The sequence below is a fragment of the Chitinimonas sp. BJB300 genome (genome assembly GCF_002735695.1).
Lineage (GTDB): Bacteria > Pseudomonadota > Gammaproteobacteria > Burkholderiales > Chitinimonadaceae > Chitinimonas.
Map to the genome: position 1 here is coordinate 1 of NZ_PDZH01000083.1, position 20,621 is coordinate 20,621.

General features: G+C 53.3%; 21 protein-coding genes and 2 tRNA genes. 19 read left to right on the forward strand and 4 right to left on the reverse strand.

Annotated elements, in window-relative coordinates:
• The coding region (locus CSQ89_RS14305) for a group II intron maturase-specific domain-containing protein (protein ID WP_304441801.1) at positions 1-360 on the forward strand (360 nt) is incomplete at its 5' end.
• Positions 361-459: 99 nt separating this feature from the next.
• Here the strand turns inward: CSQ89_RS14305 and pstB are convergent.
• The 4 genes from pstB to pstS form a co-directional block, all read right to left on the reverse strand.
• Positions 460-1,230: a phosphate ABC transporter ATP-binding protein PstB gene (gene pstB, locus CSQ89_RS14310; RefSeq protein WP_099406816.1), complete on the reverse strand. Its 771-nt coding sequence runs from the start codon at positions 1,228-1,230 to the stop codon at positions 460-462.
• A 121-nt stretch (positions 1,231-1,351) separates the two neighbouring features.
• Complete coding sequence (gene pstA / locus CSQ89_RS14315) at positions 1,352-2,197, reverse strand: phosphate ABC transporter permease PstA (protein ID WP_099406835.1); 846 nt, start codon at positions 2,195-2,197, stop codon at positions 1,352-1,354.
• A 14-nt stretch (positions 2,198-2,211) separates the two neighbouring features.
• Positions 2,212-3,201 carry a phosphate ABC transporter permease subunit PstC gene (gene pstC, locus CSQ89_RS14320; RefSeq protein ID WP_099406817.1) on the reverse strand — a complete coding sequence of 330 codons (990 nt, stop codon included), beginning with the start codon at positions 3,199-3,201 and terminating at the stop codon, positions 2,212-2,214.
• Positions 3,202-3,307: 106 nt separating this feature from the next.
• On the reverse strand, positions 3,308-4,348 hold the full coding sequence (gene pstS / locus CSQ89_RS14325) for a phosphate ABC transporter substrate-binding protein PstS (RefSeq protein WP_099406818.1): 1,041 nt from the start codon (positions 4,346-4,348) through the stop codon (positions 3,308-3,310).
• Positions 4,349-4,720: 372 nt separating this feature from the next.
• Here pstS and secG point away from each other — a divergent pair, with 372 nt between their 5' ends.
• The 18 genes from secG (at position 4,721) to CSQ89_RS14415 (ending at position 20,370) form a co-directional block, all read left to right on the forward strand.
• Positions 4,721-5,080, forward strand: a complete 360-nt coding sequence (gene secG, locus CSQ89_RS14330) for a preprotein translocase subunit SecG (RefSeq protein WP_099406819.1) — start codon at positions 4,721-4,723, stop codon at positions 5,078-5,080.
• A gap of 24 nt (positions 5,081-5,104) precedes the next feature.
• Positions 5,105-5,189: transfer RNA gene (locus CSQ89_RS14335), tRNA-Leu, on the forward strand.
• Between the two features lie 113 nt (positions 5,190-5,302).
• On the forward strand, positions 5,303-5,671 hold the full coding sequence (locus tag CSQ89_RS14340) for an NADH-quinone oxidoreductase subunit A (protein ID WP_099406820.1): 369 nt from the start codon (positions 5,303-5,305) through the stop codon (positions 5,669-5,671).
• Positions 5,662-6,156 (forward strand): NuoB/complex I 20 kDa subunit family protein, encoded by a 495-nt coding sequence (locus tag CSQ89_RS14345; RefSeq protein WP_099406821.1) that lies wholly within the window; start codon positions 5,662-5,664, stop codon positions 6,154-6,156. Before CSQ89_RS14340 ends, CSQ89_RS14345 begins: the two co-directional genes overlap by 10 nt.
• A 14-nt stretch (positions 6,157-6,170) precedes the next feature.
• A complete protein-coding gene (locus CSQ89_RS14350) occupies positions 6,171-6,764 on the forward strand; it encodes an NADH-quinone oxidoreductase subunit C (RefSeq protein ID WP_099406822.1) in 594 nt (197 codons plus the stop codon).
• Entirely contained in the window at positions 6,757-8,010 is a 1,254-nt protein-coding gene (locus tag CSQ89_RS14355) for an NADH-quinone oxidoreductase subunit D (RefSeq protein ID WP_099406823.1), read from the forward strand. The genes CSQ89_RS14350 and CSQ89_RS14355 overlap by 8 nt, the downstream gene beginning before the upstream one ends.
• The gene (gene nuoE, locus CSQ89_RS14360) at positions 8,007-8,498 is read left to right on the forward strand and encodes an NADH-quinone oxidoreductase subunit NuoE (RefSeq protein WP_099406824.1); all 492 of its coding nucleotides are present in this window, start codon (positions 8,007-8,009) and stop codon (positions 8,496-8,498) included. The genes CSQ89_RS14355 and nuoE overlap by 4 nt, the downstream gene beginning before the upstream one ends.
• A 17-nt stretch (positions 8,499-8,515) precedes the next feature.
• Positions 8,516-9,805 (forward strand): NADH-quinone oxidoreductase subunit NuoF, encoded by a 1,290-nt coding sequence (gene nuoF, locus CSQ89_RS14365; protein ID WP_099406825.1) that lies wholly within the window; start codon positions 8,516-8,518, stop codon positions 9,803-9,805.
• A 103-nt stretch (positions 9,806-9,908) separates the two neighbouring features.
• Positions 9,909-12,236: an NADH-quinone oxidoreductase subunit NuoG gene (gene nuoG, locus CSQ89_RS14370; protein WP_099406826.1), complete on the forward strand. Its 2,328-nt coding sequence runs from the start codon at positions 9,909-9,911 to the stop codon at positions 12,234-12,236.
• An 11-nt stretch (positions 12,237-12,247) separates the two neighbouring features.
• Positions 12,248-13,306, forward strand: coding sequence for an NADH-quinone oxidoreductase subunit NuoH (gene nuoH, locus CSQ89_RS14375; protein WP_099406827.1), 1,059 nt, complete (start codon positions 12,248-12,250; stop codon positions 13,304-13,306).
• Positions 13,307-13,325: 19 nt separating this feature from the next.
• Complete coding sequence (gene nuoI / locus CSQ89_RS14380; RefSeq protein ID WP_441302617.1) at positions 13,326-13,805, forward strand: NADH-quinone oxidoreductase subunit NuoI; 480 nt, start codon at positions 13,326-13,328, stop codon at positions 13,803-13,805.
• A gap of 24 nt (positions 13,806-13,829) precedes the next feature.
• Positions 13,830-14,480: an NADH-quinone oxidoreductase subunit J gene (locus CSQ89_RS14385; protein WP_099406829.1), complete on the forward strand. Its 651-nt coding sequence runs from the start codon at positions 13,830-13,832 to the stop codon at positions 14,478-14,480.
• Positions 14,481-14,506: 26 nt separating this feature from the next.
• Entirely contained in the window at positions 14,507-14,809 is a 303-nt protein-coding gene (gene nuoK / locus CSQ89_RS14390) for an NADH-quinone oxidoreductase subunit NuoK (RefSeq protein WP_099406830.1), read from the forward strand.
• A gap of 63 nt (positions 14,810-14,872) precedes the next feature.
• Positions 14,873-16,906, forward strand: coding sequence for an NADH-quinone oxidoreductase subunit L (gene nuoL, locus CSQ89_RS14395; protein ID WP_099406831.1), 2,034 nt, complete (start codon positions 14,873-14,875; stop codon positions 16,904-16,906).
• 51 nt (positions 16,907-16,957) lie between these two features.
• Complete coding sequence (locus CSQ89_RS14400; RefSeq protein ID WP_099406832.1) at positions 16,958-18,454, forward strand: NADH-quinone oxidoreductase subunit M; 1,497 nt, start codon at positions 16,958-16,960, stop codon at positions 18,452-18,454.
• A gap of 22 nt (positions 18,455-18,476) precedes the next feature.
• Positions 18,477-19,931: an NADH-quinone oxidoreductase subunit NuoN gene (gene nuoN, locus CSQ89_RS14405; protein ID WP_099406833.1), complete on the forward strand. Its 1,455-nt coding sequence runs from the start codon at positions 18,477-18,479 to the stop codon at positions 19,929-19,931.
• Positions 19,928-20,233, forward strand: a complete 306-nt coding sequence (locus CSQ89_RS14410; RefSeq protein WP_099406834.1) for a DUF2818 family protein — start codon at positions 19,928-19,930, stop codon at positions 20,231-20,233. Before nuoN ends, CSQ89_RS14410 begins: the two co-directional genes overlap by 4 nt.
• 60 nt (positions 20,234-20,293) lie before the next feature.
• Positions 20,294-20,370: transfer RNA gene (locus CSQ89_RS14415), tRNA-Val, on the forward strand.
• The last annotated feature ends 251 nt before the right edge of the window (positions 20,371-20,621 follow it).

Below are 20,621 nucleotides of genomic sequence, written 5' to 3' on the forward strand. Positions count from 1 at the left end.
TACAAACAGCGCGTTCGGGAAATGACGCGACGTAGTGGTGGCCGCAGCCTGGAGCAGGTAATCGACAAACTGAAAGCGTATATGCCTGGCTGGAAGGGTTATTTCCAACTGGCGCAGACGCCGACGGAGTTTCGAGAGCTGGACGAATGGCTGCGTCACCGATTGCGCACCCTGCATCTGAAACAGTGGAAGCGGGGCAGGAGCATGTATCGGGAGCTGAAAGCGCTCGGGGTGAGCGGAACGGACGCGACGAGGATAGCGAGCAATGCCAGACGCTGGTGGCGTAATGGCTACGGCGTGCTGAATCGTGCGCTGCCGATCGCCTATTTCGATCGCTTGGGAGTTCCAAGACTCGCCTAACCTCAACTTCTCGAACCGCCCGGTGCGGACCCGCATGCCGGGTGGTGTGGCAGGGGTCAGCCAGGTAATCTAGCCGCCCCTATGCCGATTATCGGCGATTCAACCAAACTTGCCGGTAATGTAGTCTTCAGTCTCCTTGCGTGTAGGCTTGGTGAAGATTTGATCTGTTGGGCCGACTTCCATCAGCTCGCCCAGATACATATACGCCGTAACATCCGAAACTCTGGCTGCTTGCTGCATGTTATGGGTCACGATGACGATGGTGTAGTCTTGTTTCAATTCATGGACCAGTTCTTCGATATGGGCGGTGGAAATAGGGTCCAGGGCTGAAGTCGGCTCATCAAGCAAGACGACTTCAGGTTTTACGGCGACAGCGCGTGCAATGCAAAGGCGTTGCTGCTGGCCGCCAGACAAGCCCAGCCCGGATTGCTTGAGCTTATCTTTTACTTCATTCCATAACGCAGCCTTCTGTAGTGCCCACTCAATCCGATCGTCCATTTCGGAGCGACTTAAGTGCTCATACAGCTTCACCCCGAAGGCGATATTGTCATAGATGGACATCGGAAAGGGCGTGGGCTTTTGAAACACCATGCCAACCTTTGCCCGGAGCATGTTCAGGTCTACCCCCTTGTCCAATACGTTCTGGCCATTAAGCAAAATCTGCCCTTCGGCCCGCAACTTGGGGTAGAGGTCATACATACGGTTGAAGGTGCGTAGCAGCGTCGACTTACCGCAGCCAGACGGGCCGATAAAGGCGGTTACCTTTTTCTCAGCAATATCCAAGTTGATGTTTTTTAGCGCGTGGAAGTTGCCGTAGTAGAAATTCAGGTCACGTACTGTGATTTTGGTTTGTACTGTTTGCGTATTCATGTCGTCACTTTTTTGGGCGATATGGAGCGATAAGCCCAGAGAATCTGTGCAAAATCTTCAGCGAGCTACTTTGGCTGGGTAAAGCGCGACGCATTGAGTCTGAGAACAGGTTCCTGCGGGTTTAGCCATGTTCTTTCTTCAGCAGGCTGCGGGCAATGATGTTCAGTATCAGCACAGCCATGGTTACGATCAGCGCGCCGGCCCAAGCGAGAGAGATCCAGTTCTCGTAGGGGCTCATGGCGAATTTGAAGATAGTGACCGGTAGGTTAGCCATCGGTTGATTCATGTTGGCGCTGAAGAACTGGTTGTTCAGCGCCGTAAAGAGCAAAGGTGCGGTCTCACCAGAAATGCGAGAGACAGCCAGCAGAATGCCTGTAATCACGCCCGCCTTGGATGCCCTCAGTGTTACCGCCAAGACAACCTTCCAGCGTGGTGCACCTAGCGCGTAGGCTGCCTCCCGCATTGAATGCGGTACCAGCCGTAGCATGTTTTCGGTTGTACGCAGTACGACGGGGATGACGAGTAAAGCCAGAGCAAAGCTGCCAGCCCAGCCGGAGAAATGGCCGACGTATTGGATGTAGGCAATCCAGACAAACAGGCCGATGACAATCGATGGTGCGGACAGCAGGATGTCATTGATAAAGCGGGCGGTGGGGGCCAGCCACCCACGCTGGCCGTATTCGGCAAGATAGATACCGGCAAGGATGCCGATAGGGGTGCCGATCAGCGTGCCGGTCAATGCCATGAGGAGGCTGCCGACAATGGCATTCAAGAGCCCACCGCCAGTGCTATCAGGCCCAGGTGTATTTTGGGTGAAGGTTGCCAGGCTGATGGCTGCCAAGCCATTGCTGAACAGGGTGAATAGAATCCAGCCCAGCCAGAACAGGCCGAATAGCATGGCCAGCGTGGACATGGTCAGGTTGAAGGCGTTGATGAGGCGCCGGCGTCGATAAATGGTGTTGTGCATGATGGTCATCGATTCTAGGCGTTGCTGCCTTCGCCCTTTTGCAGGCGAAGTAACAGCAATTTTGAGCACGCCAGTACCACAAAGGTAATTAGGAACAGAATCAGACCCATCTCGATGAGTGCGCCGTAATGAAGCGCATCACTGGCTTCAGCAAACTCATTGGCCAGTATGGATGCGATTGAGTTGCCAGGATGAAACAACGAGTCGATAGCATCATATGAATTACCGATGACGAAGGTGACTGCCATGGTTTCACCCAACGCACGCCCCAAGCCCAGCATGATGCCGCCTACTACGCCTGTCCTTGTGTAAGGCAGGACCACATTCCAAACCACTTCCCAGGTGGTCGCACCCAGGCCGTAAGCAGATTCTTTGAGCATGGGGGGGACAACTTCAAATACATCGCGCATAACCGAAGCAATGTAAGGAATCACCATGATGGCTAGAATCAAACCCGCGGTAAACATGCCGATGCCAAATGGCGGGCCATCAAAGAGGTGGCCGATGATGGGGATCCCACTTGTCACCTCGGTAAGCCATGGTTGAATGGCTGGAATCGTAATGCCCAGTCCTTCCAGCCTTTTACCTTCCATCAAAATGGGGGCAACCACGAACAAGCCCCAGATTCCGTAAATAATGGAAGGGATGCCGGCCAGCAATTCAATGGCAATCCCTAAAGGTCTGCGTAACCAGAGTGGGGATAGCTCGGTCAAAAAAAGTGCAATGCCAAAGCTGATAGGCACACCTATCAGCAGGGCGATAAAAGACGTGATCAAGGTCCCCTGGATGGGGCGCCAAGCCCCGAACGTGCTTGCTACCGGGTCCCACGATGACGAAAACAGAAAGCGAAAGCCGAAATGGCTGATCGAATCCCAACTGCCGTGTACCAATGAAGCGATGATGGCGGTAAGTAACACCAAAACCAGCAGCGCCGCGCTTCGGGTCAGGTTGAAGAACAAAATGTCGGCTAAGTGGCTATATGTCGGACGGGCTGGGGCAGACATGCATTACTCATGGCTTGTTACTAACAGTGCGGCAGGTTTCAACGAATATGTTGATTCCTGCCGTAAGAGGGGCAATACGCCAAGTGGGCGCATGCGTAGCTGCAGTCTACTTCAGAACCGAAGCGCCGTTAGCGTCGGTCATTTGTTTCCAGGAGGCCTTGATCTGTGTCACGACTTCCTCAGGCATGGGGATGTAGTCCAGGTCCATTGAAAGCTTGTCGCCCTCCGCGCTATAGGCCCATTCAAAGAACTTTAAAACGTCTTTCGCGCTGGCGAGTTTGTCTTGTTTCTTGTGCATCAGAATGAACGTTGCACCAACGATAGGCCAAGAATCTTTTCCAGGCTCATTGGTCAGGATTTCATAAAAACCCGGTGCATTTTTCCAGTCGGCATAGGTTGCCGCTGCCTTGAAGGAGGCTTCGTTGGGTTCAATAAACACACCCTCCCTATTTTGCAAGGTGACGTAGGACAGCTTGTTCCTTTTCGCATAGGCATATTCCACGTAACCAATTGCGCCTTTCAGACGTTGCACATAGGCTGCAACGCCTTCATTGCCTTTGCCGCCGATCCCTGCTGGCCATGCAACCGCAGTCCCTTCCCCGACCTTGGCTTTCCAATCGGCACTAACTTTTGACAGGTAATTGGTAAAAATAAAGGTGGTGCCCGATCCATCCGCACGCCGCACGATGTTCACCCGTAAGTCGGGCAGTGCCACGCCTTTGTTCAGCGCAGCAATGGCTGGGTCGTTCCAGTTCTTTATCTTGCCAAGATAGATATCAGCCAATACGGTAGGGGTCAGCTTAAGCTGGCCAACTGCCACGCCCGGTAGATTGTAGACGGGTACTACGCCGCCCATCACGGTGGGGAACTGATACAAGCCATTTTTGACTAGTTCTTCGGGCTTCATTGGTGCATCTGACGCGCCAAAATCCACCGTTTTTGCTTGAATCTGCTTGATGCCACCACCTGACCCGATGGACTGGTAATTCAACCCGGTGCCGGTTTTTTGCTTGTAGACTTCTGCCCATTTGGCATAAAGCGGATAAGGGAAGCTAGCGCCCGCGCCGATGATATCCGTGGCCTGAGCGTGACAGCTTAAGCTTAGGAAGGTGGTCGCGATCAGTTTGCGGCCCAAAGACAAGTGCATGCGGAATCTCCAATGAATTGCCCGATATCGGATGAGTAGACACGATTGTTGCCGTTTTTGCAGGTCGGCAAGTTTTGTAAATCGATAAGATGGTAATCATCGAATATTGCGAAAACATGACAGTCCTTGCTATTGGCCCTCGCAATAGGCTAACCGCATTGACTACGGAGAGCTGGGACGTATAGAATCCGACGCCTTTGCTTTTTCATGCTTCTTACTAAAGTAGCGTTTTGCAGTAGGCATCGTTTGTTTGTTGGAAGCAGGGTTGAGCGGGCTTATGCCTGTGTTGCAATGTGTGGAAGTGTGGCGCTGCGTTACGCTTCTCTTTGCTAGAGAATTCGGCCGAGTTTGCCGAGCGTCTGGTTGAGCAAAATGGAAGCAATTAAAAGTTTAGTTCAGGTTGTTAATGTTCTGTCCGCGTTGGCAGTCATTGTGCTGGTGCTATTGCAGCACGGCAAGGGTGCGGATATGGGCGCTGCCTTCGGTAGCGGGTCGTCAGGCAGCCTCTTTGGCGCCTCTGGTTCTGCAAATTTTTTGAGTAGGACAACGGCTATCTGTGCTACAATTTTCTTCTGTAGTCTCTTTGCCTTGGTGTGGGTTGATTCCAGGCCGGCGGCTAGTGTGGGTGCGGGTGTAATGACTAATGCTGTTCCGGTCAAGCCTGCTTCTGCTCAGAAGGACGCACCGGTTAAGCCGGTGAAAAACGATAATCAGAGCAGTATCCCTAACTGATTCGTTCAAATTATTTGGTGAACTGCCGACATGGTGAAATTGGTAGACACGCTATCTTGAGGGGGTAGTGGCGCAAGCTGTGTGAGTTCGAGTCTCACTGTCGGCACCAAATTCTAGATCGTTGCATGTCCTTCCCGAATTGGGCTTGCGGCGATGTCAATGGAAGCTAGACTTCCAGCACGTCTATATTAATTAAACTATAAATCGTACCGGGGAGCTTTCATGCTCGAGAACTACTTCCCAGTCCTGCTTTTCATGGTGGTGGGTTTGTTGGTTGGCGTCGCTCCTATGGCGCTCGGCAAGACTGTCAGCATGTTATTGGGGACTAATCGTCCTGATCCGGAAAAGCTGTCTCCTTACGAATGTGGATTTGAAGCTTTCGAAGATGCACGCATGCAGTTTGATGTGCGTTATTACTTGGTGGCTATTCTATTCATCCTGTTTGATCTCGAAGTCGCCTTCCTGCTGCCTTGGGCTGCGGTGATAAAAGATGTCGGTTTCCCCGGGTTTGTTGCCATGATGGTGTTCCTGGGTATTCTGGTGGTTGGCTTCGTTTATGAATGGATGAAGGGAGCATTGGAATGGGAGTAGCCGACAATGCCGTGACTCAGGGTGTAATGGACAAAGGCTTCATTACGACGACAGTCGATACGGTAGTGAATTGGACTCGCACGGGCTCCCTGTGGCCGATGACTTTTGGCTTGGCATGTTGCGCGGTTGAGATGATGCATGCAGGTGCGGCGCGTTACGATTTGGACCGTTTTGGCATTGTATTCCGCCCGAGTCCACGCCAGTCTGATTTGATGATCGTTGCTGGAACCCTCTGCAATAAGATGGCGCCCGCATTGCGTAAGGTATACGACCAGATGCCGGAACCCCGTTGGGTGCTGTCAATGGGCTCCTGCGCGAATGGCGGTGGCTACTATCACTATTCCTATTCTGTGGTTCGCGGTTGCGACCGCATCGTCCCGGTTGACGTGTATGTCCCTGGATGCCCCCCGACAGCTGAGGCCTTGCTTTATGGCTTGATTCAGCTGCAAAACAAGATCAAGCGCACCAATACCATCGCGCGTTAACCAAGATACGCAATATGGCGACCAAACTCGACACGCTGCAACAATCACTGCAAACGGCCTTGGGTGACAAGGCCGTTTCCTTGATCAACGCATTAGGCGAACTGACCTTAGTGGTGAAGTCGGCCGATTGGCCGGGTGTTGCCCGTATGCTTTGTGACCACGAGGCATTGCAGTTCAAGACCTGTGTCGACCTTTGCGGTATGGACTACAGCAGTTATAAGGATAGTGGTTGGGATGGCCTGCGTTTTGCAGTGGTTTACCATCTATTGTCGGTTTCGATGAATACACGTATGCGTGTTCGCGTTTTCTGTGAAGACGATGAATTGCCGGTGATTAGTTCGATGCTGGAGGTCTGGCCGGGCGTGAATTGGTTTGAGCGTGAAGCATTTGATCTGTATGGCATCGTGTTTACCGATCACCCGGATTTACGCCGGATTCTGACGGACTATGGTTTTGTTGGCCATCCGTTCCGCAAGGATTTCCCGCTGTCGGGCAATGTGGAAATGCGCTATGACCCCACCCAAGGGCGTGTGATCTATCAGCCTGTCACTATCGAGCCGCGAGAAGTGACGCCGCGCATCATCCGCGAGGAGAACTACGGTGGCTGAGATCAAGAATTACACTTTGAACTTCGGTCCTCAGCATCCTGCGGCGCACGGTGTGTTGCGCCTGGTGTTGGAGTTGGATGGCGAAGTGGTCCAGCGTGCGGACCCGCATATTGGTTTGTTGCATCGTGCAACTGAAAAGCTTGCGGAGCATAAGACCTTCATCCAGTCGGTTCCTTATATGGATCGTCTGGATTACGTGTCGATGATGTGCAATGAGCACGCCTATGTCATGGCCATCGAGAAGTTGATGGGTATTGAGGTGCCGATTCGCGCGCAATACATCCGTGTCATGTTTGACGAGATTACCCGGGTACTGAACCACTTGATGTGGATCGGTGCCCATGGCCTCGATTGTGGCGCCATGACCATCTTCCTGTACGCTTTCCGCGAACGGGAAGACCTGATGGACTGTTATGAAGCGGTATCGGGCGCGCGTATGCATGCCGCCTACTACCGCCCCGGTGGCGTATACCGCGACCTGCCCGATGCAATGCCGCAATACCAAGCGTCCAAGGTAAGAAATGCGGCGGCGATTAAGCAGCTGAACGAAAATCGCCAGGGTTCCTTGCTCGACTTCATCGAAGATTTTACCAAGCGTTTCCCGACCTATGTCGATGAGTATGAAACGCTCCTGACAGACAACCGTATCTGGAAGCAGCGTACCGTTGGCATCGGTGTAGTGAGCCCGGAGCGTGCTATTCAGCTTGGACTTTCTGGCGCCATGTTGCGTGGCTCGGGTATTGAGTGGGATTTACGTAAGAAGCAGCCATACGAAGTCTATGACAAGCTTGATTTCGATATTCCCGTTGGTGTGAATGGCGATTGCTATGACCGCTATCTGGTCCGTATCGAAGAAATGCGCCAGTCCAACCGCATCATCAAGCAGTGTGTGGACTGGCTGCGTAAGAATCCAGGTCCGGTTATTGTTGATAACCACAAGGTAGCGCCGCCTAGCCGTCTCGATATGAAGTCGAATATGGAAGAGCTCATTCACCATTTCAAGCTCTTCACCGAAGGTATGCATGTGCCTGAAGGTGAAGCCTATGCGGCTATCGAGCATCCAAAAGGCGAGTTTGGTATCTATCTTGTATCCGATGGTGCCAATAAGCCTTATCGCTTGAAGATTCGTGCGCCTGGTTTTGTGCATTTGTCTGCGCTTGATGAAATGGCGCGGGGCCATATGATTTCGGATGTCGTGGCGATTATTGGTACGCAGGACATCGTGTTTGGGGAGGTTGATCGGTGAGTGATCTCAATTCAGGGCTAAGCCCCGATTCCCTCGCGCAAATCGATCGCGAAGTGGCCAAGTATCCCGCCGAGCAAAAGCGTTCGGCCGTCATGTCTGCATTACGTATTGCCCAAGTCGAAAAAGGCTGGTTGTCTGCCGATACCATCAAGCTTGTGGCGGACTATCTGGGCATTGCCCCTATGGCGGCCCATGAGGTGGCAACCTTCTACAACATGTATGACCGTAGCCCGGTGGGCAAGTACAAGCTCACTGTCTGTACCAATCTGCCTTGTGCATTATCGGGTGGAGCCGAGGCGGGTGAATACCTGCAGAAAAAGCTTGGTATCCACTACAACGAAACCACGGCAGACGGCAAATTCACACTCAAGGAAGGCGAGTGCATGGGTGCCTGCGGTTATGCCCCGGTCTTGCTGGTGAACAATCACACCATGTGCAATCACATGACGCCAGATGCGATTGATCGCAAGCTGGCTGAATTTAACTAAGGCCGGGGACGAAGCGAATGACCGTTTACGTCAAAGGCGTTGTGTTCGACGGCGTCGATTTTGATGATCCTAATTCATGGAACATCGATGCCTATATCCAGCGCGGTGGTTATGCAGCGCTGAAGAAGATCATTGCTGAAGGTATTACCCAAGACACGATTATTGCGGAACTGAAGACCTCTTCGTTGCGTGGCCGTGGTGGTGCGGGCTTCCCGACCGGGTTGAAATGGTCATTCATGCCCCGTAGCTTTCCTGGGCAGAAGTATCTGGTGTGCAATACGGATGAAGGTGAGCCCGGGACTTTCAAGGATCTGGACATTATCGTCAATAACCCGCACGCCCTGATCGAAGGCATGATTATCGGTGGGTATGCGATGGGTATTACCGTTGGATACAACTATATCCATGGTGAAGTCTTCGCCGCGTATGAACGCTTCGAAGCGGCCTTGGAAGAAGCGCGGCGCGCAGGTTTTCTCGGCGACAATATTCTTGGCAGCGATTTTTGCTTCCAGCTACATGGCCATCATGGTTATGGCGCATATATTTGCGGTGAAGAAACGGCTTTGCTTGAGTCCCTGGAGGGCAAGAAAGGCCAGCCGCGCTTCAAGCCGCCATTTCCGGCCAGCTATGGTTTGTACGGTAAGCCCACCACGATCAATAACACCGAGACCTTTGCTTCGGTACCCTACATTATCCGTGAGGGTGGCCAGAAGTTTCTGGAGCTGGGTAAGCCCAACAACGGTGGAACCAAATTGTTTTCGGTGTCCGGCCATGTGAACCGGCCGGGCAACTTTGAAGTTCCACTCGGATTGCCTTTCAGTGAATTGCTGGAAATGGCCGGTGGTATGCGTGGTGGCAAGAAGATCAAGGCCGTCATCCCGGGTGGTTCTTCTGCCCCGGTGCTGCCGGGCCATATCATGATGGAAACCACCATGGATTACGACGCCATTGCCAAGGCGGGTTCCATGCTGGGTTCTGGCGCGGTGATTGTGATGGACGAGACTGTCTGCATGGTCAAGGCGTTGCGCCGGTTGTCCTATTTTTATTTTGAAGAGTCTTGTGGCCAGTGCACGCCATGCCGTGAAGGTACGGGTTGGCTCTATCGTGTGGTGGATCGGATCGAGCGCGGCCTTGGTCGCCCGGAAGATCTTGATTTGCTTGAATCGGTAGGCAAGAACATCGCTGGCCGCACCATTTGTGCGCTCGGTGATGCAGCTGTAATGCCGGTGCAGGGGATGCTCAAGCACTTCCGTGCTGAGTTCCTGCATCACATTGAGCACAAGAAATGCATCGTGCCGGGGTATTGATCAGCACCCCACGTTAGGTTTGCTGACAAATCATTACTTCGACTGGTTTTGCAAGACCAGGCATCCGCCAGTAGTAACAAACGAAAGTTCGGGCAGCCCGACCATGCTTGAAATCGAAATTGATGGTACCAAACTGACAGTCCCCAATGGCACTACGGTCATTGAGGCAGCACGGTCTATTGGTACGCATATCCCCCACTTCTGTTATCACAAGAAGCTATCGATTGCGGCTAACTGTCGCATGTGCCTTGTCCAGGTGGAGAAAGCGCCAAAGCCGCTGCCAGCCTGTGCTACGCCGGTAAATGATGGCATGAAGGTATTCACCCACTCAGACATGGCCGTCAAGGCGCAGCAGGGGGTGATGGAGTTTCTGCTGATCAACCACCCGTTGGATTGTCCGATTTGTGACCAGGGTGGTGAATGTCAGTTGCAGGATCTGGCAGTAGGTTACGGCGGTTCCAATTCGCGCTACGAGGAAGAGAAGCGCGTGGTCCCGAACAAGGACCTTGGTCCGCTGATCTCGACCGATATGACCCGTTGCATCCACTGCACGCGTTGTGTCCGCTTTACTGAAGAGGTGGCGGGCATGCAGGAAATCGGTATGGCGGGGCGTGGTGAGCACTCCGAAATCATGTCCTTTATCGGCATGACGGTCGATTCGGAAATCTCCGGCAACGTGATTGACCTGTGCCCCGTTGGCGCGCTGACTTCCAAACCTTTCCGCTATACCGCCCGTACATGGGAATTATCACGACGCAAAAGCGTCAGCCCGCACGATGGTTTGGGCGCCAACCTGATTGTTCAGGTGAAGAGTGACCGCGTGATGCGCGTGTTGCCGTTGGAAAATGAAGCCATCAATGAATGCTGGATTGCCGACCGTGATCGCTTTGCTTACGAAGCGCTCAATAGCGAGCAGCGCTTGACGAAGCCGATGCTTAAGCAAGGCGGGCAGTGGATTGAGACTGACTGGCAGTCTGCGCTTGAATATGTGGGCAATGGTTTGAAGTCAATTTCGCGCGAATATGGTGCCGAATCGATTGCGGTGGTTGGTACGCCGCATTCAACCCTGGAAGAGTTGTTTTTACTGAATAAGCTCAGTAGCGCCCTTGGTGCGGGTGCTGCCAGCTTTGCAGGCCGCTATGCGGATGCCCGCCTGACCAAGGCCCAGCAGGGTGCTACTTGGTTGGGCCTGGCGATTGGGGATGTCGCCCAATCCAAAGCCGTGGTGGTGGTGGGTTCTACCATCCGCAAGGAACAGCCACTGTTGGCGCAGCGCTTACGCCAAGCGGTTAAGCGTGGCCTGAATCTTTCCATCATCAATCCGATGGATGATGAGTTGTTCACCAAGTTGAGTGGCAAGTTGATCGTACGTCCTGACCAGATGGTTGAGGCAGTAGCCGCGGTTGTGAAGGCGGCTGCAGAACACAAGCAGCAGACGGTACCTGCTGAAGTCGCGGATGTGGTGGTGAGTGACGATGCACGTAGCATTGCCAAGCAATTGGTGGCGGCAGCAGCCAGCGAAGGCGGCCGTGCCACCGTATTGTTGGGTAATCTGGCCGCTCACAACCCGCGTGCTGCCGAGATTGCTGCATTGGCGAATCAGCTTGCTGCCGTCACTGGCGCTACCTTGGGCTGGATGAGTGAAGCGGCGAATACGGTGGGTGCCCAGGTGTTGGGTATGGAAGCCGGTAATGCTTTGGTCAAACCACGTAAAGCGGTGCTGCTGTTCAACACCGAAGTGGAATTCGATAGCCATGATGCCCAGGTGGCGTTGGCGACCGTCAAGCAGGCAGAGATGGTTGTGGCTTTCTCTGCTTTCAAGCATGCCGGGGTGGAGTACGCTGATGTGCTGCTTCCGATTACACCGTTCTCGGAAACTGCTGGTAGTTTCGTGAATATGGAAGGCAAGCTGCAGACCTTCAATGGCGTGGTCAAGCCATTGGGCGATAGCCGCCCAGGTTGGAAGGTGTTGCGCGTATTGGGTAATTTGCTTGGCCTTGAGGGCTTTGATTTTGACAATGCCGAAGCGGTTCGCAAAGCGGCGTTGCCACAAGGTGAGGTGGGCATTGCCGCCAAGCTGAACAATGCAGTCAACGGCGTTGTTGTCACATTACAGCCTGCTGGCGCTGGTTTGGTGCGTCTGGGCGAAGTGCCTATCTACCAGGGTGATGCATTGGTGCGGCGTGCGCCATCACTGCAAAAGACACGAGATGCAGCTGCGCCTATGGTTAGCCTGTCGGCTGCTACAGCCAAGCAAGCGAGTGTTGCTGCAGGGGATAAAGTGCAAGTCAAGCAAGGTGATGCCCAGGCGCAGTTCACCGTGGCTATTGATGCCGGCTTGGCCGAGGGCGTAGTCAGATTGCCCGTTGCCCATCCGAAGACTGTCATGCTGGGTGCGATGTTTGCGCCTATCCAACTGACGCGCGCCTGAGGAGAAAAGCCATGATCGACGCGCTCTATAACGGTTTTCTCTCTGTGCTTGGTCCGACTACAGGTACGGTTGCTTGGACGTTGCTTAAAATTGTCCTGATCGTGGCCCCCTTGTTTGGTGCAGTTGCTTATCTGACCTTGGCCGAGCGTAAGGTCATCGGTTACATGCAGATACGCATCGGACCGAACCGTGTGGGGCCGTTTGGTTTGCTGCAGCCGATTGCCGATGGTGTGAAGCTTCTGCTGAAGGAAATTATTTCCCCCAGCGCGGCTTCAACCGGTCTGTTCTTCTTTGCCCCTATCATGGTGTTGGCGCCCTCCCTGGCTGCCTGGGCTGTGGTGCCATTTTCGCCTGGCGTGGTACTGGCCAATGTGAATGCCGGTTTGCTGTACGTGATGGCGATTACTTCGTTGGGCGTGTACGGCGTTATCGTGGCCGGTTGGGCATCGAATTCCAAGTACGCTTTCCTTGGTGCTATGCGTGCTTCGGCCCAGGTGATTTCCTATGAACTCGCCATGGGCTTTGCCTTGGTAGGTGTATTGATGCTTTCGGGCAGCTTGAATCTGACCGACATAGTTACTCAGCAAGCGCAAGGTGTTGCAGGGGGTTCCATCTTGTCCTGGAACCTAATCCCGCTCTTTCCGTTGTTTCTGGTCTACCTGATCTCGGGCGTTGCGGAAACCAACCGCGCACCGTTTGACGTGACCGAAGGCGAGTCCGAAATCGTGGCTGGCCACATGATCGAATACTCCGGTATGAGTTTCGCCCTGTTCTTCCTGGGTGAGTATGCCAACATGATCCTGATCTCGATCATGACCTCGATCATGTTCCTGGGTGGCTGGCTGTCACCCTTCCCGGCATCGGTGCCTTTCCTGGGAGCCGAAGGCTTCCACTGGTTGGGCCTGAAGACTGCCTTCATCCTGTTCTGCTTCCTTTGGTTCCGCGCTACTTTCCCGCGCTATCGCTATGACCAGTTGATGCGTTTGGGCTGGAAGGTCTTCATCCCTGTGACCCTAGTTTGGATCGTCCTGGTTGCCGCCTGGATGCAAACCCCGTATTCGCTCTGGTGAGTTGAGCACCATGGAAAAGATTCAGAATTTCTTCAAAACATTCTTGTTGGTTGAACTGGTCAAGGGTCTAGCGCTCACAGGCCGGCATTTCTTCCAGCGTAAGATTACTGTGCAATTCCCGGAAGAGAAAACGCCGTATTCGCCGCGTTTCCGTGGCCTGCATGCGCAACGTCGCTATGCCAATGGTGAGGAGCGCTGCATCGCCTGTAAGTTATGCGAAGCCGTGTGCCCTGCTGTTGCCATCACAATCGAGTCGGAAGTGCGGGATGACGGCACACGTCGTACATCGCGCTACGATATCGACCTGACCAAGTGCATTTTCTGCGGTTTCTGCGAAGAAGCCTGCCCCGTAGATGCCATCGTGGAAACCCATGTACTGGAATACCACGGTGAAAAGCGTGGCGATCTGTATTTCACTAAACCCATGCTGCTGGCAGTGGGTGACAAGTACGAAGCCGAAATCGCGAAGAATCGCGAAGCCGATGCCAAGTATCGCTAAACGTCCATCCTCGAACCGGCAGCCATGACCCCGACTATTGTCATTTTCTATATTTTTGCGGCCATCCTGATTGCTTCTGCACTTCGGGTGATTACCGCCAAGAACCCAGTGCACGCAGCCCTGAGCTTGGTGTTGTCTTTCTTCACCGGCGCGGTGTTGTGGATGCTGATCGAAGCCGAATTCCTCGCCATCTCCCTGGTACTGGTCTATGTCGGTGCGGTGATGGTGCTGTTTCTCTTCGTGGTCATGATGCTGGATATCAATTTCGAAGAGCTACGCAAGGATTTCTGGAGCTACTTCCCAATTGCCGGAGCCGTTGCCGCCATCATGGCTGCAGAAATGGTGATGGTGTTGGTAGCCCCAGAGACTGGGCTGGCCTCGTTGTCGACGGTAGCGCCATTGCCCGAGGGTGTATCAAATATCAAGCAGCTGGGCGTACCAATCTATACCGACTACGTACTGCCATTTGAATTGGCAGCGGTGTTGCTGCTGGTTGCCATGATTGCTGCCGTGTCACTGACATTACGCCGCCGCAAGAACACCAAGTACGTGAATCCTGCTGATCAGATCAAGGTGAAACGCAATGACCGTGTACGCATCGTCAAGATGGATGCCGTAATAGAGCAGCCTGAAGTTCCTGCTGCAGACGAAGCTGGCAACAAGCCGGCCGCCTGAATCGAAACAAGACGAGCCTAGAAACCATGACGCTGACCCATTACCTCGTGCTGGCCGCGATCCTGTTCGCGATTTCGGTATTCGGCATTTTCATGAATCGCAAGAACGTCATTGTTCTGCTGATGGCAATCGAGCTGATGTTGCTTGCCGTCAATATGAACTTTATTGCTTTCTCCAAGTATCTCGGCGATACCGGTGGACAGATTTTTGTGTTTTTCATCCTGACCGTGGCTGCGGCTGAATCGGCAATTGGTCTGGCAATCCTGGTGGTGCTGTTCCGCAATACCCGATCGATCAATGTGGAAGACCTCGACAGCCTGAAGGGCTGATCGCAATGACCTTCTTGCAGCAAATTCGACGACCTAACAAGCAATACAGAACAAGACTGCGCTATGGATAAACCGACGCTCTATCTGCTGATCCCCCTGCTACCTCTTTTCGGCGCTATTGTCGCGGGCCTGTTTGGCCGCCTCGTCGGCCGTGCCGGCGCGCATTGGGTGACCATTCTCGGTGTGGCGGCCGCCTGTGTCGGCTCCTTTTCGGTGCTTTATGACCAGCTCAATGGCGGCGAAGCCTATAACGGCAATCTCTACACCTGGTTGACCGTAGATGGCATCGATGTATCGGTTGGTTTCCTGGTCGACAAGTTGACAGCCATGATGATGGTGGTGGTCACCTTCGTGTCGCTGATGGTGCATATCTACACTATCGGCTACATGGAAGAAGACCCCGGCTACCAACGTTTCTTCAGCTATATCTCGCTGTTCACCTTCTCGATGTTGATGTTGGTGATGGCCAATAACTTCGTCCAGCTGTTTTTCGGGTGGGAAGCGGTAGGTTTAGTTTCGTATCTGTTGATTGGTTTCTGGTTCAAGCGCCCAACCGCGATTTTCGCCAATCTGAAGGCTTTCCTGGTCAACCGCGTTGGCGACTTTGGCTTCTTGTTGGGTATCGGGCTGGTGCTGACCCATTTCGGTTCCTTCTATTACGCCGATGTATTTGCTGCTGCACCGGCGCTGAAGGACGTGACCATCAGCTTGTTCACCGATACGCCATGGTCACTATTGAGTGTGACCTGCATCTTGCTGTTTATCGGCGCGATGGGTAAGTCAGCCCAGTTTCCCCTGCATGTCTGGCTGCCGGACTCAATGGAAGGCCCGACACCGATTTCGGCATTGATCCACGCGGCTACCATGGTGACAGCAGGTATCTTCATGGTCGCCCGGATGTCGCCGCTGTTCGAGTTGTCTGATACGGCACTGAACTTCATCATGGTCATTGGCGCGATCACCGCGTTGTTCATGGGTTTTCTTGGCATCATCCAGAACGACATCAAGCGCGTCGTGGCGTATTCGACATTGTCGCAGCTCGGTTATATGACGGTTGCACTGGGTGCCTCGGCTTATTCGGTCGCGGTATTCCATCTGATGACGCATGCGTTCTTCAAAGCCTTGCTATTCCTTGCTGCGGGCTCGGTCATTATCGGCATGCATCATGACCAGGATATCCGCAATATGGGCGGTTTGCGTAAGTACATGCCGGTTACCTGGATCACTTCCTTGATTGGTTCGCTTGCCTTGATCGGTACGCCATTCCTCTCTGGTTTTTATTCCAAGGACTCGATTATTGAAGCCGTGCATGCGTCGCACCTGCCAGCTGCACAGTTTGCTTACGCCGCGGTGATTATCGGGGTGTTTGTGACGGCGTTCTATTCCTTCCGCATGTACTTTCTGGTCTTCCATGGCAAGGAACGTTGGATGGAAGCCAAGCATGATCACGGTCATGATCATCATGATGACGAACATGCCGATGAGCATCACCATGGTTTGGGACCAAACGATAAGCCGCATGAGACCGCATGGGTTGTGACATTACCGCTGGTGCTGTTGGCTATTCCTTCGCTGGTAATCGGTTTTATCGCGATTGAACCCATGCTGTATGGCGGTTTTTTCGACGGCGTGATTGATACCAGTCGCCATCATGTGATGAAGGAGTTGGGCGAGGAATTCCACGGAGCCGTGGCGATGGGTCTGCATTCGTTTGGTACTGCGCCATTCTGGTTGGCGCTGGCAGGTGTTGCGTTGTCATGGTTCTTCTACATGAAGCGTCCAGATATCCCTGCAGCTATCAAAGCCAAGACGGGCCCACTGAATACCCTGCTGGAAAACAAGTACTACATGGATCATCTGTATATCCAGGGTTTTGCCACCTTTGGCCGTAAGTTGGGTAAGGTGTTCTGGAAGGTGGGCGATACGGTGTTGATCGATGGCCTGATGGTCAATGGTTCTGCCAAGTTGGTCGGGGCAATGGCGGGTCTGATGCGTCGTGTCCAGACTGGCTACATCTATCATTATGCTTTTGCCATGATTATCGGCGCCTTGCTGCTGCTGACTTTCTGGCTCGGGCGTTTCCTTATTCCGCAGTAATCGTGTGCAGTGCACGTTTAAAGAAAACACATTCAGTAGGTAAGGGTGGATATGTCTGAACATCTGTTGAGTCTGGCGATCTGGGTGCCGATCGTGGCCGGTCTCATCGTGCTGGCAACTGGCGGTGATAGCCGTGCTGCTTGGGCACGCTTGATTGCGCTGCTGGGCGCGGGGCTGGGCTTCCTGGTTACCATCCCGCTCTATACCCAGTTCACATTGCTGCATGGCGGCATGCAGTTCGTAGAAAAGATGCCATGGATTCCGGCTTTTAATATCAACTACCACCTTGGTGTTGATGGCCTATCGATGTTCTTCGTCATCCTGAATGCGTTTACCACCTTGTTGGTGGTTGTGGCGGGCTGGGAAGTGATTCAGAAGCGGGTTGCGCAGTACATGGCTGCCTTTCTGATCATGTCCGGCCTGATCAATGGCGCTTTCGCTGCGATGGATGCGATGCTGTTCTACGTCTTCTTTGAAGCGATGCTGGTGCCGCTGTACCTGATCGTGGGTGTATGGGGTGGTCAGAACCGTGTCTACGCTGCAGTAAAGCTGTTCTTGTATACCTTGATGGGTTCGTTGCTGTTGTTGGTGACGTTCATCTACCTGTATTTCCATGCCGGCAAGACCTTTGAGATTGCCGAGTTCCAGCACGTGCTTCTGCCGCTGTCTGTGCAGGGCTTCATGATGATCGCCTTCTTCTTCGCATTTGCGGTGAAGGTGCCCATGTTCCCGGTTCATACCTGGTTGCCGGATGCGCACGTTGAAGCACCAACAGGTGGTTCCATGGTTTTGGCGGCCATTACCCTGAAGCTGGGTGCCTATGGTTTCCTACGTTTTGCTCTGCCGATTGTGCCGGATGCCGCGCGTGAGTGGGGTTGGATCATCATCGGTTTGTCCTTGGTTGCGGTTGTCTATATTGGTCTGGTTGCGCTAGTGCAGACGGATATGAAGAAGCTGGTTGCTTATTCGTCCATTTCGCACATGGGCTTCGTTACCCTGGGGTTCTTTATGTTCACCGATGGTGCGCCGACTACCTATGGTGTCGAAGGCGCACTGGTTCAGATGATTTCCCACGGATTTGTCTCCGCCGCGATGTTCTTCTGTATCGGTGTGATGTACGACCGTGTCCACAGCCGTAACATTGCCGACTATGGTGGTGTGGCCAACACCATGCCCACGTTTGCTGCTTTCTTCCTGCTGTTTGCCATGGCCAATTCCGGCTTGCCTGCCACCTCGGGCTTTGTGGGGGAATTCATGGTCATCATCGGCGCTGTGAAGGTGAACTTCTGGTACGCCTTTGCCGCTGCCACCACGCTGATCTTCGGTGCTGCTTATACCTTGTGGATGTACAAGCGCGTGATTTTCGGCGAAGTCGCCAACGAGCATGTCGCCGAACTGAATGATGTGAATCTGCGTGAATTTACTGTGTTGGTGATATTGGCTGTGACCGTGCTGGGCATGGGCCTCTACCCGCAAGCGTTTACTGAAAAGATGCACGCCAGTGTTGATACGCTGATCATGCAAGTTAAACATTCCAAGCTGCCTTGATACGAACCGGGATTAAACAAGAATGACGCTCGCTAGTTTGAATCTGGTCGCCGCCCTGCCGGAAATCTGGCTTTTATTTGCGGTTTCGGCCGTGCTCTTGATTGACCTGTTCATCAAAGATGAGCAGCGCGATGTCACTTATACGTTGTCGCTGATTGCACTAGTGGGTAGTGCAGTGCTGACAGTTCAGGGTTTCTCTTGGATGCCGCGGGTTGCCTTTGCCGGTATGTTCGTCGCAGATGCGATGTCTGATGTGCTCAAACTGGGCATGTATGCAGCAGTTGGCCTGATGTTGGCTTACAGCCGTGCCTATGCTGCCGATCGGCAGATGTATCGCGGGGAGCTGTTCACTTTGTCGCTGTTTGCCCTATTGGGCATGATGGTGATGGCTTCAGCGACGAATTTGCTGACGCTCTATGTCGGTCTGGAATTGCTGTCGTTGTCGCTGTATGCCTTGGTGGCGCTGCCGCGTGATTCCAAGCCAGCGACAGAAGCTGCTATGAAATACTTTGTGTTGGGTGCTTTAGCCTCTGGCATGTTGCTTTACGGTATGTCGATGATCTACGGCGCTACGGGCAGCCTAGATATCCATGCGATTGCCGCCAAGGTTGCCAGTGGTACAGCTAGCCGTACTTTGCTGGTGTTTGGCCTTGTCTTCATCGTTACCGGTATTGGTTTCAAGCTGGGAAACGTACCATTTCATATGTGGGTGCCGGATGTTTATCAAGGCTCGCCTACTGCGGTCACTTTGCTGATTGGTTCGGCACCCAAGTTGGCTGCGTTTGCATTCGTGATGCGTCTATTGGTGCAGGCATTGCCTGGACTGATGGCGGATTGGCAGGGCATGTTGATTGTGCTGGCAGTCTTGTCTATCGGGGTGGGTAATCTGGTTGCCATTGCACAGACCAATTTGAAGCGCATGCTGGCCTATTCAACCATTTCGCACATGGGCTTCATGTTGCTGGGTATTTTGGCCGGTACGTTGCAGGGTTATGCGGCAGGTATGTTCTATGCCATTGTCTATGCCATTATGGCGGTGGCTGGCTTTGGCGTGGTGTTGCTGCTGTCGCGTGCGGGTTTCGAGGCTGAGCGGCTTGCCGATTTAAAAGGGCTTGCGCAACGTAGTCCATGGTTTGCCTGGATGTTCTTGTTGGTGATGTTCTCAATGGCAGGTATACCAGTTTTCGTGGGCTTCTTCGCCAAGCTGGCGGTAATCCAGGCGATTGTCGATCTTGGTCTGGTGTGGCTCGCCGTCGTGGCTGTCTTGTTCTCTTTGGTTGGGGCTTTCTATTACCTGCGGGTGGTGAAGCTGATGTTCATGGACGAACCGGTGGACAGTAGCCCAATCGCAGTGAAGCCTGATATGCGAGTATTGTTGTCCATCAATTGCTTGGCTGTATTGGTATTGGGTCTTATGCCTGATAGTTTGTTGCAGCTGTGCTTTGAGTCGATTCGTCATAGTTTGGGTATGCTGTGAGCGCAGCACTGTATGCATTCATTGGATTGGCGGCCTTGGCCGCCAATTTGCCGTTTATGGTAGAGCGTGCCCTGTTTATCTGGCCGCCTAAAGACGGGAAGACTAAAGCCTTTGGCTGGCGGTTACTGGAATTGCTGGTATTGTATGTAGTGGTAGGAGGGCTGGGGTTATGGCTGGAAAGCCGCCTTGGTCCTGTGCACCGGCAGCGCTGGCAGTTTTATGTGACAACGTTTGCACTGTTCGTCGTGGCGGCATATCCCGGCTTTGTGCTGCGTTATTTCTGGCGTAAGCGAGGTATGTGAAATATTTTGTATCTAGGGCTTGTCAGCTTCGGCTTAAATCCCTAGAATGCGCAGCTCTTTAGGCGCGTAGCTCAGCTGGTTAGAGCACCACCTTGACATGGTGGGGGTCGTTGGTTCGAGTCCAATCGCGCCTACCAACACAGGAGTAAACGAAGATGTCCTTCCGAACTACCACTACCGGCACTCTCAATCTGGGCTGAGTCGGCTTTCGGAGGTTCGTTTATTCAAAAAAGTGCGACTTAGGTCGCACTTTTTTTTTGTCCATGTGCGCCCAGCATGGGCGCACTCCTGCGGGTGGAAGTCCCGCCGTAAGTTGATCACAGCGAACGAAGTGAAGCGCAACTGCGTGAGGGCGACCGAGCGTGGGAAGGAAGCGTGGATCGTAAAC

What these genes read in the sequence shown, in the direction of transcription:
- pstB (WP_099406816.1), bottom strand. Translation starts at nt 1,230, where the DNA reads ATGAATACGCAAACAGTACAAACCAAAATCACAGTACGTGACCTGAAT.
- pstA (WP_099406835.1), bottom strand. Translation starts at nt 2,197, where the DNA reads ATGCACAACACCATTTATCGACGCCGGCGCCTCATCAACGCCTTCAAC.
- pstC (WP_099406817.1), bottom strand. Translation starts at nt 3,201, where the DNA reads ATGTCTGCCCCAGCCCGTCCGACATATAGCCACTTAGCCGACATTTTG.
- pstS (WP_099406818.1), bottom strand. Translation starts at nt 4,348, where the DNA reads ATGCACTTGTCTTTGGGCCGCAAACTGATCGCGACCACCTTCCTAAGC.
- secG (WP_099406819.1), top strand. Translation starts at nt 4,721, where the DNA reads ATGGAAGCAATTAAAAGTTTAGTTCAGGTTGTTAATGTTCTGTCCGCG.
- CSQ89_RS14340 (WP_099406820.1), top strand. Translation starts at nt 5,303, where the DNA reads ATGCTCGAGAACTACTTCCCAGTCCTGCTTTTCATGGTGGTGGGTTTG.
- CSQ89_RS14345 (WP_099406821.1), top strand. Translation starts at nt 5,662, where the DNA reads ATGGGAGTAGCCGACAATGCCGTGACTCAGGGTGTAATGGACAAAGGC.
- CSQ89_RS14350 (WP_099406822.1), top strand. Translation starts at nt 6,171, where the DNA reads ATGGCGACCAAACTCGACACGCTGCAACAATCACTGCAAACGGCCTTG.
- nuoF (WP_099406825.1), top strand. Translation starts at nt 8,516, where the DNA reads ATGACCGTTTACGTCAAAGGCGTTGTGTTCGACGGCGTCGATTTTGAT.
- nuoG (WP_099406826.1), top strand. Translation starts at nt 9,909, where the DNA reads ATGCTTGAAATCGAAATTGATGGTACCAAACTGACAGTCCCCAATGGC.
- nuoH (WP_099406827.1), top strand. Translation starts at nt 12,248, where the DNA reads ATGATCGACGCGCTCTATAACGGTTTTCTCTCTGTGCTTGGTCCGACT.
- CSQ89_RS14385 (WP_099406829.1), top strand. Translation starts at nt 13,830, where the DNA reads ATGACCCCGACTATTGTCATTTTCTATATTTTTGCGGCCATCCTGATT.
- nuoK (WP_099406830.1), top strand. Translation starts at nt 14,507, where the DNA reads ATGACGCTGACCCATTACCTCGTGCTGGCCGCGATCCTGTTCGCGATT.
- nuoL (WP_099406831.1), top strand. Translation starts at nt 14,873, where the DNA reads ATGGATAAACCGACGCTCTATCTGCTGATCCCCCTGCTACCTCTTTTC.
- CSQ89_RS14400 (WP_099406832.1), top strand. Translation starts at nt 16,958, where the DNA reads ATGTCTGAACATCTGTTGAGTCTGGCGATCTGGGTGCCGATCGTGGCC.
- nuoN (WP_099406833.1), top strand. Translation starts at nt 18,477, where the DNA reads ATGACGCTCGCTAGTTTGAATCTGGTCGCCGCCCTGCCGGAAATCTGG.